A 14,927-nucleotide genomic window follows, 5' to 3' on the forward strand; every position below is an offset into this window, starting at 1 on the left:
TTTCGACAGACAAACCTTCCTCTAATACTGTGTGAGGCTTTTGATACTTTTGCTATACAGCAGACTCCGAAGAATCCGCCGCTGCATTCCGCATCAAGTGCCCACACTTATCGGCTGTTAATTTTTAAAGATCGATTCGCTTACTTCGCAGCGCCTTGGCGCTGCTTCGTTTGCGTTGCTGCATCAGCAGCAGAGAAACGAGATTATGAAGAACTTTCATCGAATCGTCAACAGGTTTTTATCAACTTCTTAACCCGCTTACGTCGCTGAAGCCCGCACCACTTAAGGCTCTCCCGCTTCCCCGTACCCCGGTGTCCGGAGCACGAAAGAGCGAGATTCTAGTCGCTGGCAGGAGAGCTTGCAAGCGTTATTTTGACAAGCGTATTAACGGTGTTTGAAAACCGGTTTGCGCTTTTCTACGAAGGCGGCCATACCTTCCTTCTGGTCTTCGGTGGCGAAGAGCGAGTGGAACAGGCGGCGTTCGAAATGCACACCTTCCGCGAGCGTCGTTTCATAGGCGCGGTTCACCGATTCCTTGACCATCATCACCGCCGGCAACGGGAACTCGGCAATCGTCGCAGCCGCCGCGACGGCCTCGTCGAGGAGCGAAGCCGCCGGAATCACGCGCGACACGAGGCCAGCACGCTCCGCCTCCGCCGCATCCATGAAGCGCGCGGTCAGACACAGGTCCATCGCCTTCGCTTTCGATACCGCGCGCGGCAACCGCTGAGTGCCGCCCGCGCCCGGCATCACGCCAAGCTTGATTTCCGGCTGACCGAACTTTGCCGTATCCGCGGCGAAGATCATGTCGCACATCATCGCCAGTTCGCAGCCGCCGCCGAGCGCGAAGCCCGCGACCGCGGCAATGATCGGCTTACGGATCGAACGAACCGTCTCCCAGTTGCGCGTGATGTAGTCGCCCTTATAAACATCCATATAGGTATAGGACGCCATCATCCCGATGTCCGCGCCAGCCGCGAAGGCCTTCTCGCTACCAGTCACCACGATCGCGCCGATCGCGTCGTCGGCGTCGAACTCGCGCAGCGCGGCGCCCAGTTCGTCCATCAACGCATCATTCAGCGCATTCAGTGCCTTCGGACGGTTCAGCGTGATCAGCCCCACCCGTCCACGCGTCTCAACCAGAATGTTTTCGTATGCCATGCAGCCTCCACTCCATATGGTTAATACCCACGCGAAAACGCTTCGCGCGGCTCTCTTAATAATGCTACCATTCGCCAACCAACCGGTCGGTCAATTATTCGACAGGCTTTTCCCAACGTACAGCCAGGCCCTCATCGTCATGACACATCCGCTATTCACGAAGCACGAAGACACGCTGAACAAGGCGCTCGCCGCGCTCGAAACGCGCGGCTACTGGAGCCCGTTCGTCGAGATGCCCAGTCCGAAAGTGTACGGGGAAACCGCCAACGCGGACGGCGAAGCCGCGTTCAAAGCGTTGCTCGACAAGACCTTCGAACTTGACCAGCCGTCCAACGGACAAACCGTCGGCACCGAAGTCTCGCCGTTCGGCTTTGCGCTCGGCGTGCGTTACCCGAAAGCCGACCCGGACTCGCTCATTGCCGCAGCCGCCGTCGCGCAGCGCGACTGGCGCGCGGCCGGCCCGCAGGCATGGATCGGCGTGAGTCTCGAAATCCTTACGCGTCTGAATCGCGCCAGTTTCGAACTTGGCTACAGCGTGATGCACACCACCGGCCAAGCCTTCATGATGGCCTTCCAGGCCGGCGGCCCCCATGCGCAGGATCGCGCGCTCGAAGCAGTCGCGTACGCGTGGGACCAACTGCGCCGCATTCCCGCCGACGCGCACTGGGAAAAGCCGCAGGGCAAGAATCCGCCGCTCGCAATGCACAAGCGCTACACCGTCGTGCCGCGCGGCACCGGCCTCATCCTCGGTTGCTGCACGTTCCCGACGTGGAATGGCTATCCGGGCCTGTTCGCCGACCTCGCGACCGGCAACACCGTCATCGTCAAACCACACCCGGGCGCGATCCTGCCGCTCGCGCTGACCGTGCGCATCGCGCGCGATGTGCTGCGCGACGCGGGCTTCGATCCGAATGTCGTCACGCTGCTGGCCACCGAGCCGAACGACGGCGCGCTGGTCCAGGACCTCGCGCAGCGCCCCGAAATCAAACTGATCGACTTCACGGGCAGCACGCAAAACGGCACGTGGCTCGAGCGCAATGCGCACCAGGCGCAGGTCTACACCGAGAAAGCCGGCGTCAACCAGATCGTGATCGATTCGGTCGACGACCTCAAAGCGGTGGCACGCAACATCGCGTTTTCGCTGGCGCTGTACTCGGGCCAGATGTGCACCGCACCGCAAAACATCTACGTGCCGCGCAATGGCATTCGCACCGCCGAAGGCACACTCAGCTTTGACGACGTCGCGCAGGCACTCGCCGGCGCAGTGCAAAAGCTCGTCGCCGATCCGGCCCGCGCAGTCGAACTACTCGGCGCGATCCAGAACGAAGGCGTCGTGCAGCGCATCGACGAAGCCGGCAAGCTCGGCCGCGTTCTCGCCGCGAGCCAGACGCTCGAACACCCGTCGTTCCCCAGCGCTCGCGTACGCACGCCGCTCGTGCTGCAACTCGACGCCGCGAGCGATCAGGCGCAATTCACCCGCGAATGGTTCGGGCCGATTTCGTTCGTGATCGCGACGGACTCGACCGCGCAGTCGCTAGAACTCGCCGGCACGATCGCCGCCGAGCACGGCGCGTTGACGCTGTCGGTCTACAGCACGGACGACGCGGTGCTCGACGCCGCGCACGAAGCGTCGATCCGCGGCGGCGTCGCGCTGTCGATCAACCTGACCGGCGGCGTCTTCGTCAATCAATCGGCGGCCTTCTCGGATTTCCACGGCACCGGCGCGAATCCCGCCGCCAATGCAGCGCTGGCCGATGCCGCTTTCGTAGCCAACCGCTTCCGCGTCGTTCAAAGCCGGGTTCATGTTGAACCCAAAGCGGCGCCGGCGGTAGCTGGCTGAATGACATAGGTCAAAAGCGCAGCGCCATCACCATGGACGGACGGTCCTATGCCTTCCAGCCGAATGGACCACGCTGCGCACTCTAACTAACATGGAAGAGCGGATCGGCACCCGGTGTCGATCCACCCGAGCGAAAGTTTCGATGGCCGACGCACCCATTCGCGATGCGCTGCGCCACCCGCGCGTCACGCGGCACATCGAAACATCTAGTGCAGTACGTGCGAACAGAGGTCGCGGCGCCGCGATGGCGCGCGAATCTTTTCGCTAGCCACGGCACCGTGCCCATCGGTCAACGAGACTTTGAGGAGACACCCAATGTCATATGAAGCGATCCGGCTGGACATCGACTCATCGAGCCACGTCGCCACGATCACGCTGAACCGTCCGGACAAACTGAACAGCTTCACGCGTGCGATGCACCGCGAACTGGCCGACGCGCTCGGCAAGGTCGAGACGTCGGGTGCGCGCGCGCTCGTGCTGACCGGCGCCGGCCGCGGCTTCTGCGCCGGCCAGGACCTCGCCGACCTCGATTTCACGCCGGGCGCGATGACCGATCTGGGCGGCCTGATCGACGAATACTTCAACCCGCTGATCCGCCGTCTGCAAGCGCTGCCGCTGCCGGTGATCGCGGCGGTCAACGGCACGGCCGCCGGCGCGGGCGCGAATCTCGCGCTGGCCTGCGACCTCGTGCTCGCGGCGCGCTCGGCGAGCTTCATTCAGGCGTTCGTGAAAATCGGCCTCGTGCCGGACTCCGGCGGCACGTGGCTGCTGCCGCAGCGCGTCGGCATGGCACGCGCGCTCGGACTCGCGATCACCGGCGACAAACTCAGCGCCGAGAAAGCCGAAAGCTGGGGGCTGATCTGGCAGGTGCTCGACGACGCCGAACTCGCTTCCGCCGCGGCAAAACTGGCGACTCAACTGGCGCAGCAACCCACCCGCGCGATTGCCGCTATCAAGCAGGCGATGCGCACCGGCACGACACAAACGCTCGACCAGCAACTCGACCTCGAACGCGACCTGCAGCGTGAGCTCGGCGCCTCGCACGATTACGCGGAAGGCGTGCAGGCGTTTATCGAAAAACGCGCGCCGCGCTTCGAGGGCCGCTGATATGTCCACTCAAACCAACCGCCCCGACCAGATGACAGCTGACGAACTCGCCCGCGCGACCGCCGCCGCGATGTACGAAAACGACGCCTGCAGCCGCGCGCTCGGGCTCGAAATTCTCGAAGTGCGCCCAGGTTACGCGCGGCTGCGCATGGCCGTGCGCGACGACTTCCTGAACGGCCACCAGATCTGCCACGGCGGGCTGATTTTCACGCTCGCCGATTCGACCTTCGCGTTCGCCTGCAACACGTACAACATCAATACGGTCGCGTCCGGCTGTTCGATCGAGTTTCTGCGCCCGGTGTACGGCAACGACGTGCTGAGCGCGGAAGCGGTCGAGCAGACGTTGAGCGGGCGCACCGGCATTTACGATATTCGCGTGACCAATCGTGCCGGTGAAACCGTCGCGATGTTCCGCGGCAAGTCGGCGCAAATCAAAGGCAATCTGATTCCGACAGGCGACTAACGCACGATCGACCAACAGATCGACCAACAGATCGACCAACAGTTAGTTAGCGGCAGGCGGCGCCCCGAGCCGCCTTCGCGGTTCAACTTCCGCGCGGCATTCCGGCGAGCGCGCGCCACCTACATCCAGACCCAGGCACTGAGGCAGTAAGGAGACATTCGATGAGCACCGCCCTTCCGCTCGATCCGATCGAGACCGCCAGCCGCGACGAACTCGCCGCGCTTCAACTTGAACGGCTCAAATGGTCGTTGAACCATGCGTACGAAAATTCGCCGGTCTATCGGCGCAAGTTCGACGAAGCCGGTGTTCACCCGGGCGACGTCAAATCGTTCGCCGACCTCGCGCGCTTTCCGTTCACGACCAAGAAGGATCTGCGCGACAGCTATCCGTTCGGGATGTTCGCGGTGCCGCAGGAGCAGATTTCGCGGATTCATGCGTCGTCGGGCACGACCGGCAAGCCGACCGTGGTCGGCTACACCGCGCGCGACATCGACACGTGGGCGAATCTGGTCGCGCGCTCGGTCCGCGCCGCCGGCGCGAAGCGCGGCGACAAGGTACACATCAGCTACGGCTACGGTCTGTTCACCGGCGGCCTCGGTGCGCACTACGGCGCCGAGCGCGCGGGTCTCACCGTGATTCCGTTCGGCGGCGGCCAGACCGAAAAGCAGGTACAGCTGATCCAGGATTTCCGCCCGGACATCATCATGGTGACGCCGAGCTACATGCTGTCGATCGCCGACGAACTCGAACGCCAGGGGATCGATCCGGCCGCCTGCTCGCTGCGCATCGGCATTTTCGGTGCGGAGCCTTGGACCAACGACATGCGCCAGGCGATCGAGAAGCGCATGGGCATCGACGCGGTCGACATCTACGGTCTGTCCGAAGTGATGGGCCCGGGCGTCGCGTCGGAGTGCGTCGAGACCAAGGACGGCCCGACGATCTGGGAAGATCACTTCTACCCCGAGATCATCGATCCGGAAACCGGCGAGGTGCTGCCCGACGGCGAGCTCGGCGAACTGGTGTTCACGTCGCTGACCAAAGAAGCGCTGCCGATCATCCGCTACCGCACCCGCGACCTCACGCGCCTGCTGCCCGGCACCGCACGCACGATGCGCCGGATGGAAAAGATCACCGGCCGCTCGGACGACATGATGATCGTGCGCGGCGTCAACGTCTTCCCGACGCAGATCGAAGAACTGCTGCTGCGCCAGCGCGCGCTCGCGCCGCACTATCAGATCGTGCTGACCAAGGAAGGCCCGCTCGACGTGCTGACGCTGAATGTCGAACCCTGCCCTGAAACGGCTCCTGATACGGTCGCGCTGACCAACGCGAAAAATGCCCTCGCTTACGACATCAAGGCGCTGATCGGCGTGAGCGCGGTGGTCAATGTGCTGGCGGTGAACGGGATCGAGCGATCGGTGGGCAAGGCGCGGCGGGTGGTGGACAAGCGCAAGTCGGGGCTCTGATTCGGGTAACTGTCGGACGCTGGCAGACGCTGCAAAAAGGCCAAAATCCTCGCCCTGAAAAAAACGGCGTCACGTCCGGATCGAAATCCGCACGTGACGCCGTTTTCAATTCAGCGTCGTGCCTTGCTACGACTTCAACCGCGGCTCACTCTCAGCCGCAGCACTAACCCGCCCCTCAGGAATTCGGCAGCAACAGCCACATCCTGCCGCCCTGCTTCATCTTGCCGGCCAGATCGCCGGCGTCGTCGCCCAGGCCCCAGAAGTAGTCGGCGCGCACGCCGCCCTTGATCGCGCTGCCGGTGTCCTGTGCGAACACGAGGCGGTTCATCGGCGAATTCGTCAGCGGCCGCGTGGTCTGCAGGAACACCGGCGTGCCGAGCGGGATCGCGCTCGGATCGACGGCGATCGAACGCTCCGGCGTCAGCGGCACACCGAGCGCGCCGATCGGACCGTCCGCGCCGCCGGCCGGCATGCTTTCGGCGGACGGCATCTCGCGGAAAAACACGAAGCGCGGATTGGTATCCAGCAGGCCGTCGACGCGCGTCGGATTCGCCTTCGCCCACGCCTTGATACCCTGCATCGTCGCCTGCGCCGGCGTGATCTCGCCGCGATCGAGCAGCCAGCGGCCAATCGATTTGTACGGCTGATTATTGGTGCCGCCGAAGCCGACCCGCATCACGCTGCCGTCTTCCATCACGATGCGCCCGGAGCCCTGCACCTGCAGGAAGAACGCTTCGATCGGATCGTCGACCCACACGAGTTCGTTGCCGTTCAGCACCCCGGTGCGTTCGAGTTGCGCGCGCACCGGCAGCGGGGCGCCCGCGCGATAGCCGGCGGGCCAGCGATACAACGCGGTCTGATAGACACCATGCCGGGTGCGCGAGCCGCGCAGCAACGGCTCGTAGTAGCCTGTGACCAGACCGTCTAGCGTGCCGTCGTTGTTCGCGAGCTGGAACGGCGTGAAATAGGCTTCGAAGAAAGCGCGCGCGCCGGTGACGTCGAGATCGTCGATTTGCGCGGCCGCCGCGCACGCGCGCGACCAGGTCGGCTGGCGCGCGAGTCGCACGCAGTTCTGCCGCAGCGCGGCCGTCGCGCCGATCAACGAGTCGTCCTGCCAGCCGGGCACCTGCTGCCACGCCACCGCGGTCAGCCGCGCCGACGCGATCTGGCCTGGGACGATCGCCGCGCCGGTTGGAGGCGAAGGACGGATCGCGCCGCCGCCACCGCAGGACGCCAGCATCACCGCAACCGACAACGCACCGAGCCACGCGCCGGCGCGGCGGACAAAACGCATACAATGTTCGTTCTTGATGGAAACCGCCATGTCTGATCTGTTCGACGAATACCCGATGCTCATCTTCGCGCTGGAAGCGCTGCTCGCGCTCTTCCTGCTCGTGTTTATCGTTGTATGGACGTCGTCGGGCAGGAAGAAAGCGACGCGTAGTCGCTCGGCACAACAGTCCCAGCAGCAACAGCAACAGCAGAAGCCGTAGCGCCGCGGTTCGGCGAGCGGCACGCCTGATTGCGCATCGGGTGCTCACCGGCCCACGTGTCTCGCCACGCATTCAACCGCCCGCTTCGCACCCGCCATTCATTGCGCCAGGCTACGTCGCGTCCATACAAAGTCATTAAAAGACCGCGCACCGCCGCGTCGGTTCAATGCAAGGTCCGCGGCATGCGCAATACGAACTCCGGCACCGGCGCATCGAAGCGCTCGCCGTCCTCGGCCACGCAGAAGTAATCTCCGCGCATCGTACCGACCGGCGTCGCGATCACGGCCCAACTCGTGTACTCGAAATGCTCGCCCGGCTTAAGCAGCGGCTGATGACCGACCACGCCCAGGCCTTTGACTTCCTGCACGGTGTTGTCGCTGTCGGTGATGATCCAGTGACGCGCGATCAACTGCGCGGGCACCTGGCCGGTGTTGCGGATGGTCAGCGTGTAGGCAAAGGCGTACTGGCGACGCTCCGGATCCGATTCTTCGGGCAGGTATTGCACCTGCGCCGATACGCTGAATTCGTACTGGCTCATCCTGATTCCGGTCTGGTCAAACGGGGGTGAAAAATCGTGGAAGGCCCGAACGCCGATGGTCTGCGGGTGCAGCGGCGACGCGGGCGCTCATGGAGTGGCATTCTGCTTGATGCGCGGCACGCCCGCAACCGGACAAAAGCTTGTCCAGGCAAACGCGCGACGCGACGACAGACACTTTTCGCCGCTTCGCTTTCCGACGCGACTTTTCCCACGCGCTCCGCCGGACGCGTTGGTACGCTCGCCCCTGTTTCATCAGGTCATTGCGCGACGCGCAGCCCGCCCACGGCCCGCGCCGCCAAACCGGTAAAATGGCGCTTTCTCCGCTCGCATCCGCCCCTGTCATGACGCAATTTCGCATCGCCCCCAGCATTCTGTCCGCCGATTTCGCCCGTCTGGGCGAAGAGGTCCGTAGCGTGGTCGCCGCCGGCGCCGACTGGATCCACTTCGACGTGATGGACAACCACTATGTGCCGAACCTGACCATCGGCCCGCTCGTTTGCGAAGCAATCCGCCCGCACGTGGACGTGCCGATCGACGTGCATCTGATGGTGCGTCCGGTCGACCGCATCGTGCCGGACTTCGCGAAAGCCGGCGCGAACCTGATCAGCTTTCACCCGGAAGCGTCGGAACACGTCGATCGCACGCTGTCGCTGATCCGCGACCACGGCTGCAAGGCCGGTCTCGTGTTCAACCCGGCGACCTCGCTGAACTATCTCGATCACGTGATGGACAAGGTCGACCTCGTGCTGATCATGTCGGTGAACCCGGGCTTCGGCGGCCAGTCGTTCATTCCCGAAGCGCTGAACAAGCTGCGCGAAGCGCGCAAGCGCATCGACGCGTACAACGAGCGCACCGGCCGCGACATCCACCTCGAAGTGGACGGCGGCGTGAAGGTCGACAACATCGCGGAAATCGCAGCGGCCGGCGCGGACACCTTCGTGGCCGGCTCGGCGATCTTCGGTCAGCCCGATCACAAGGTCGTGATCGACAAGATGCGCGCCGCCCTCGCCACCGTTCAACGCTAAGCCACCGATGACCGCTCCGTACCCCGCCCCCATCTTCACCGGCCCGCGCGTCGAAGCCGCGATCATCGATCTTGACGGCACGATGGTCGACACCGCCGACGACTTCACCGCCGGCCTGAACGGCATGCTCGCGCAACTCGACGCCACCGAAACCTCGCGCGAGGAAGTGGTCGGCTATGTCGGCAAGGGTTCGGAGCATCTGATCCGCAGCGTGCTCGCGCCGCGCTTCGAGGCCGAGCATGCGCAGGACCGCTTCGAGGAAGCGCTGGCGATCTATCAGGAGGAGTACGCGAAGATCAACGGCGTGCACACGCGGCTTTATCCGGACGTCGAAGCGGGTCTGCGCGCGATGCGCGACGCGGGCCTCAAACTCGCGTGCGTGACCAACAAGCCGCACCGCTTCGCGCTCGAACTGCTGCAACAGTACGGTCTCGCGCAGTATTTCAGCGTCGTGCTCGGCGGCGACAGCCTCGCGAAAAAGAAGCCCGACCCGCTGCCGATGCTCACCGCCGCCGCGCAATTAGGCGTCGCGCCCGAGGCAACGGTCGCGATCGGCGACTCGGAAAACGACGCGCTGGCGGGCCGCTCGGCCGGTATGGCGACGCTGACCGTGCCCTACGGCTACAACCATGGCCAAGCTATACAAACGATAAAATCCGATGGTATAGTTGCCTCGCTGTTCGACGCCGCCAAGGCGATCGCAGCGCACCAATCCACGACTTGAACAGTCCATCATCTTCATGTTTCTGAATAAAAAACGGAGTCGCATTAGCATCGACCGGGGAGCCTGGCCCTGGCGTCGCTGGTCGCGCTAACCTCGCCTGAGGTACGCTGAAGCTCGTCTTCGGCAACCGTTTTTTACTTCGCAGCGCTCACGCGCTTTTTCCATCGTCTGACTATTCGCTGCGGCATCGGCTGATTGAGCCTGCGCGTACCCGCAAAGTACCGCTGCGCCCACGCACCGCTTGCCCGCGTCGATGGGAAACGCGCGCCGGTCGGTATCATCGCGTCGAGAACTCGACCCTCGCCCTGACCGGAGGCGCCACGCCCCCGCTTTCGTCTGACGCTAGCCGCCGCCGGACCACCGTACAGGATCGGAACATGACCGAACTCGAATTCCAGTCCCTCGCCAACGAGGGTTTCAACCGCATTCCGCTGATCGCCGAAGCGCTCGCCGACCTCGAAACGCCGCTGTCGCTGTACCTGAAGCTCGCGCAGACCGAGCGCAACGGCGCGAACTCGTTTCTGCTGGAATCGGTGGTCGGCGGCGAGCGCTTCGGGCGCTATTCGTTCATCGGCCTGCCGGCGCGCACCGTGCTGCGTACCCGCAACGGCGTGTCGGAAGTGGTGCGCGACGGCGCGGTCGTCGAAACGCACGACGGCGATCCGCTCGCGTTCATCCAGCAGTTCCAGGCGCGCTTCAAGGTCGCGCAACGTCCGGGGCTGCCGCGCTTCACAGGCGGTCTGGCCGGCTACTTCGGCTATGACGCGGTGCGCTACATCGAGAAAAAGCTCGCGCACAGCGCGCCGAAAGACGATCTGAACCTGCCCGACATCCAGCTGCTACTGACCGAGGAAGTCGCGGTGATCGACAACCTCGCCGGCAAGCTCTATCTGGTGGTCTACGCGGATCCGACCCAGTCCGAGGCGTACACGAAAGCGAAGCATCGTCTGCGCGAGCTGCGTCAGCGGCTGCGCGTGACCGTCGAGCCGCCGGTCGTGTCGGGCAGCGTGCGCACCGAGATCTACCGCGAATTCAAGAAGGACGACTATCTGGCCGCGGTGCGCAAGGCGAAGGAATACATCGCCGCCGGCGAACTGATGCAGGTGCAGGTCGGCCAGCGCCTGACCAAGCCGTATCGCGACAATCCGCTGTCGCTGTATCGCGCGCTGCGCTCGCTGAATCCGTCGCCGTACATGTATTACTACAACTTCGGCGACTTCCACGTGGTCGGCGCGTCGCCGGAAATTCTGGTGCGCCAGGAAAAGCGCGGCGAGGATCGCATCGTGACGATCCGCCCGCTCGCCGGCACCCGGCCGCGCGGCAACACGCCCGAGCGCGACACCGCGCTCGCGACCGAACTGCTGAACGACCCGAAGGAAATCGCCGAGCACGTGATGCTGATCGACCTCGCGCGTAACGACGTCGGTCGTATTGCGCAAATCGGCTCGGTCGTCGTGACCGACAAGATGGTGATCGAAAAGTACTCGCACGTGCAGCACATCGTGAGTTCGGTCGAAGGCAAGCTCAAACCCGGCGTCACTAACTACGACGTGTTGCGCGCGACCTTCCCGGCCGGCACGCTGTCGGGCGCGCCGAAGGTTCGCGCGATGGAACTGATCGACGAACTCGAGCCGGTCAAGCGCGGCCTCTACGGCGGAGCGGTCGGCTATCTGTCGTTCACCGGCGAGATGGATCTGGCGATCACGATCCGCACCGGCGTGATCGCGAACGGCAATCTGTATGTGCAGGCGGCCGCCGGCGTGGTCGCCGATTCGGTGCCCGAATCCGAATGGCAGGAGACCGAGAACAAGGCGCGCGCGGTATTGCGTGCGGCCGAACAGGTTCAAGACGGCCTCGATAGCGACTTCTGACCGGAGACCCACCATGCTGCTCATGATCGACAACTACGACTCGTTCACCTACAACCTGGTGCAGTACTTCGGCGAACTCGGCGAAGACGTGCGCACCTATCGCAACGACGAAATCACGCTCGACGACATCGCGAAGCTCAACCCCGAGCGCATCTGCCTGTCGCCCGGCCCGAGCAACCCGCAACACGCCGGCATCACGCTCGACGTACTGCGCGAATTCGCCGGCAAGACGCCGATCCTCGGCGTGTGCCTCGGCCATCAGGCGATCGGCGAGGCATTCGGCGGCCGCGTGGTGCGCGCGCAGACCATCATGCACGGCAAGGTCAGCACGATCGAAACCGACTGCAAGGGCGTGTTCGCGGATCTGCCGAAGCACTTCACGGTGACGCGCTATCACTCGCTCGCGATCGAACGCGAATCGCTGCCCGACTGTCTCGAAGTATCGGCATGGACCGAAGACGGCGAGATCATGGGCGTGCGCCATAAAGAACTCGCGGTGGAAGGCGTGCAATTCCACCCGGAATCGATCCTGTCCGAACACGGCCACGCGCTGCTCGAAAACTTCGTCAAGCAGTCGAAGCTCGCTGTTTCCCGCCACGCCTGATAAGAATGAGAGACGACATCATGTCAATTACGCCCCAGGAAGCGCTGCAGCGGACCATCGAGCACCGCGAAATTTTCCACGACGAAATGCTGCATCTGATGCGCCTGATCATGCGCGGCGAGCTGTCGCCCGTCATGTCGGCCGCGATCATCACAGGCCTGCGCGTCAAGAAAGAGACCATCGGCGAAATCACCGCGGCCGCCACGGTGATGCGTGAGTTCGCCCAGCACGTGCACGTGCAGGACAACTCGAACTTCGTCGACATCGTCGGCACCGGCGGCGACGGTGCGCACACGTTCAACATCTCGACCGCGACGATGTTCGTGTCGGCCGCGGCCGGCGCGAAGGTCGCGAAGCACGGCAATCGCGGCGTGTCGAGCAAGTCGGGCAGCGCGGACGTGCTCGAGGCGCTCGGCGTGAACATCGATCTGCCGCCGGAACAGGTCGCGGCCTCGATCGCGGAAACCGGCATGGGCTTCATGTTCGCGCCGAACCATCATCCGGCGATGAAGAACGTCGCCGCGGTGCGCCGCGAACTCGGCGTGCGCACGATCTTCAACATCCTCGGTCCTTTGACCAATCCGGCCGGCGCGCCGAATCAGCTGATGGGCGTGTTCCATCCGGACCTCGTCGGGATTCAGGTACGCGTGATGCAGCGGCTCGGCGCGAAACACGTGCTGGTCGTGTACGGGATGGACGGGATGGACGAGGTGTCGCTCGGCGGCGCCACGCTGGTCGGCGAGTTGCGCGACGGCGAGATCCGCGAGTACGAGATCCATCCGGAAGACTTCGGCATGCAGATGGTGTCGAACCGCACGCTGAAGGTGGGCAACGCGGGCGAATCGAAGGTGATGCTGCTCGACGCGCTCGACAACAAACCGGGCGTCGCGCGCGAAATCGTCACGCTGAACGCGGGCACCGCGCTGTATGCGGCCAACGTCGCGGACTCGATCGCCGACGGCATCGGGCTCGCGCGCGAGGCGATCGCGAGCGGCAAGGCGCGCGCGAAGGTCGACGAACTGGTGCGTTTCACCCAGCAATTCAAGAAGTAATCACGTAACGAGACAACTATGAGCGACATTCTCGACCGCATCATCGCGGTCAAACGCGAAGAAATCCGCGCGGCCGAACAGAGCGCGCCGCTCGAAGAATTGCGGCTCGAAGCGTCGTCGCGCGATCTGCGCGACTTCGTCGGCGCGTTGCGCGCGAAGCACGCGGCGGGACTCGCCGCGGTGATCTCCGAGGTAAAGAAGGCGAGCCCGTCGAAAGGCGTGCTGCGCGAGAACTTCGTGCCGGCCGACATCGCGCGTTCGTACGAGAAGCACGGCGCCGCGTGTCTGTCCGTGCTGACCGACGTGCAGTTCTTTCAGGGCAGCGTCGCGTATCTGCAGGAGGCGCGCGCCGCGTGCCAGTTGCCGGTGATCCGCAAGGACTTCATCGTCGATCCGTATCAGGTCGTCGAAGCGCGCGCGATGGGCGCCGACGCGATCCTGCTGATCGCCGCCGCGCTGGAAACCGCCGAAATGCAGGACCTCGAAGCGCTCGCGCATTCGCTCGGCCTCGCGGTGCTGGTCGAAGTGCACGACAGCGATGAACTGAAGGCGGCGCTGACGCTGAAGACGCCGCTGATCGGCATCAACAACCGCAATCTGCGCACGTTCGAAACCTCGCTCGACACCACGCTCGGCATGCTCGACGCGATTCCGGACGACCGTATCGTCGTCACCGAATCGGGGATCCTGTCGCGCGACGACGTCGAGAAGATGCGCGCGCGCGATGTGCACACGTTCCTCGTCGGCGAAGCGTTCATGCGCGCGCAAGAGCCGGGTGTGGAACTTGCGCGGATGTTTTTCTGAGCCTGAGGTTTCGTAGTCAGGCACGAGCAAGGAATTACATCATGGGTATGGAACGCGAAATCAAGCTGGCGCTGCCGGCGCAGCAGGTGCGGGCGGCGACGCAGTGGTTCGTCGCACGCACCGGCAAGGACGGCGAGCCGGTGAAGCTCGCGAATATCTACTTCGACACGCCGCAGTTGGCGTTGGCGTCGTCCAAAAGCGCGCTGCGCTTGCGGCACACGCCGGACGGCTGGCTGCAGACGTTCAAGACGGTCGGCAACGCGGCGAACGGATTGCACAGCCGGCACGAATGGGAAATGCCGGTGGCCGGTGCGAAGCTCGAAATCGACGCGTTGCTGAACGCGTGCGACGAACCGGCCGCGGCCGACGCATTGCGCGCGGCGGCCGGGTCGCTGATCGAGTTGTTCCAGACGAATTTCACGCGCACGCTGTGGCAGCTCGAAGTGGATGGCGCGCAAATCGAGGCCGCGATCGATCAGGGTGAGGTGCGGGCCGACGTGAATGGCGAAGCGCGTCGCGCGCCGATCTCGGAGATCGAACTGGAACTGAAATCGGGCGATGAAGCGGCACTGCATACGCTTGCGGCCGAACTCGGCAAACAGATTGCCGGCCTCGCGCCGGATAACGTCAGCAAGGCGCAGCGGGGGTATCAGTTGCGCGCGCGGACGCAGTAGTTGAGGCGGCCCCGCGCCGGGCCTTAGCTTCACGGCGGCGTCCGAACTCCGGCTTTCGCCGCGCTCATAACGCCCCGCGAACTTGAGCCCGGCCGCGTTTGCTGC

Annotated in this window: 16 protein-coding genes; 13 read left to right on the forward strand and 3 right to left on the reverse strand. The window is 64.2% G+C overall.

All coding sequences use genetic code 11. The features are described from left to right. Window positions 1-270, forward strand: a 270-nt coding sequence (locus BTH42_RS35820) for a hypothetical protein (RefSeq protein WP_218642016.1), incomplete at its 5' end; no start/stop codon positions are given. A gap of 114 nt (window positions 271-384) precedes the next feature. On the opposite strand, the gene BTH42_RS21195 is transcribed toward BTH42_RS35820, so the two are convergent. Continuing rightward, the gene (locus tag BTH42_RS21195) at window positions 385-1,161 is read right to left on the reverse strand and encodes an enoyl-CoA hydratase (RefSeq protein ID WP_075303035.1); all 777 of its coding nucleotides are present in this window, start codon (window positions 1,159-1,161) and stop codon (window positions 385-387) included. 139 nt (window positions 1,162-1,300) lie between these two features. Here BTH42_RS21195 and paaN point away from each other — a divergent pair, with 139 nt between their 5' ends. The 4 genes from paaN (at window position 1,301) to paaK (ending at window position 6,037) form a co-directional block, all read left to right on the forward strand. Continuing rightward, window positions 1,301-3,001 carry a phenylacetic acid degradation protein PaaN gene (gene paaN, locus BTH42_RS21200; protein ID WP_075303037.1) on the forward strand — a complete coding sequence of 567 codons (1,701 nt, stop codon included), beginning with the start codon at window positions 1,301-1,303 and terminating at the stop codon, window positions 2,999-3,001. Window positions 3,002-3,316: 315 nt separating this feature from the next. Further along, window positions 3,317-4,108, forward strand: coding sequence for a 2-(1,2-epoxy-1,2-dihydrophenyl)acetyl-CoA isomerase PaaG (paaG, locus tag BTH42_RS21205; protein ID WP_075303039.1), 792 nt, complete (start codon window positions 3,317-3,319; stop codon window positions 4,106-4,108). Window position 4,109: 1 nt separating this feature from the next. After that, entirely contained in the window at window positions 4,110-4,571 is a 462-nt protein-coding gene (gene paaI, locus BTH42_RS21210; RefSeq protein WP_075303041.1) for a hydroxyphenylacetyl-CoA thioesterase PaaI, read from the forward strand. Between the two features lie 161 nt (window positions 4,572-4,732). Continuing rightward, the gene (paaK, locus tag BTH42_RS21215) at window positions 4,733-6,037 is read left to right on the forward strand and encodes a phenylacetate--CoA ligase PaaK (protein WP_075303043.1); all 1,305 of its coding nucleotides are present in this window, start codon (window positions 4,733-4,735) and stop codon (window positions 6,035-6,037) included. A gap of 175 nt (window positions 6,038-6,212) precedes the next feature. Here paaK and BTH42_RS21220 read toward each other — a convergent pair whose 3' ends face one another. After that, window positions 6,213-7,331 (reverse strand): murein transglycosylase A, encoded by a 1,119-nt coding sequence (locus BTH42_RS21220; protein WP_075303045.1) that lies wholly within the window; start codon window positions 7,329-7,331, stop codon window positions 6,213-6,215. A gap of 28 nt (window positions 7,332-7,359) precedes the next feature. On the opposite strand from BTH42_RS21220, the gene BTH42_RS35540 reads away from it, so the two are divergent. Next, window positions 7,360-7,530: a hypothetical protein gene (locus BTH42_RS35540; protein ID WP_178392210.1), complete on the forward strand. Its 171-nt coding sequence runs from the start codon at window positions 7,360-7,362 to the stop codon at window positions 7,528-7,530. A gap of 163 nt (window positions 7,531-7,693) precedes the next feature. On the opposite strand, the gene apaG is transcribed toward BTH42_RS35540, so the two are convergent. Then, the gene (gene apaG, locus BTH42_RS21225; RefSeq protein ID WP_075303047.1) at window positions 7,694-8,068 is read right to left on the reverse strand and encodes a Co2+/Mg2+ efflux protein ApaG; all 375 of its coding nucleotides are present in this window, start codon (window positions 8,066-8,068) and stop codon (window positions 7,694-7,696) included. Between the two features lie 341 nt (window positions 8,069-8,409). On the opposite strand from apaG, the gene rpe reads away from it, so the two are divergent. The 7 genes from rpe (at window position 8,410) to BTH42_RS21260 (ending at window position 14,822) form a co-directional block, all read left to right on the forward strand. Next, the gene (rpe, locus tag BTH42_RS21230; RefSeq protein ID WP_075303049.1) at window positions 8,410-9,093 is read left to right on the forward strand and encodes a ribulose-phosphate 3-epimerase; all 684 of its coding nucleotides are present in this window, start codon (window positions 8,410-8,412) and stop codon (window positions 9,091-9,093) included. Window positions 9,094-9,100: 7 nt separating this feature from the next. Then, entirely contained in the window at window positions 9,101-9,817 is a 717-nt protein-coding gene (locus tag BTH42_RS21235) for a phosphoglycolate phosphatase (protein WP_075303059.1), read from the forward strand. Window positions 9,818-10,194: 377 nt separating this feature from the next. Continuing rightward, window positions 10,195-11,688, forward strand: a complete 1,494-nt coding sequence (gene trpE / locus BTH42_RS21240; protein WP_075303061.1) for an anthranilate synthase component I — start codon at window positions 10,195-10,197, stop codon at window positions 11,686-11,688. Window positions 11,689-11,701: 13 nt separating this feature from the next. After that, window positions 11,702-12,292, forward strand: coding sequence for an aminodeoxychorismate/anthranilate synthase component II (locus BTH42_RS21245; protein ID WP_075303063.1), 591 nt, complete (start codon window positions 11,702-11,704; stop codon window positions 12,290-12,292). Between the two features lie 20 nt (window positions 12,293-12,312). Next, entirely contained in the window at window positions 12,313-13,344 is a 1,032-nt protein-coding gene (trpD, locus tag BTH42_RS21250; protein ID WP_075303065.1) for an anthranilate phosphoribosyltransferase, read from the forward strand. An 18-nt stretch (window positions 13,345-13,362) separates the two neighbouring features. Beyond that, entirely contained in the window at window positions 13,363-14,148 is a 786-nt protein-coding gene (gene trpC, locus BTH42_RS21255; RefSeq protein ID WP_075303067.1) for an indole-3-glycerol phosphate synthase TrpC, read from the forward strand. Between the two features lie 41 nt (window positions 14,149-14,189). Further along, window positions 14,190-14,822 carry a CYTH domain-containing protein gene (locus tag BTH42_RS21260; protein WP_075303069.1) on the forward strand — a complete coding sequence of 211 codons (633 nt, stop codon included), beginning with the start codon at window positions 14,190-14,192 and terminating at the stop codon, window positions 14,820-14,822. Window positions 14,823-14,927: the final 105 nt, after the last annotated feature.

The sequence above is a fragment of the Burkholderia sp. SRS-W-2-2016 genome, assembly GCF_001931485.1.
Lineage (GTDB): Bacteria > Pseudomonadota > Gammaproteobacteria > Burkholderiales > Burkholderiaceae > Paraburkholderia.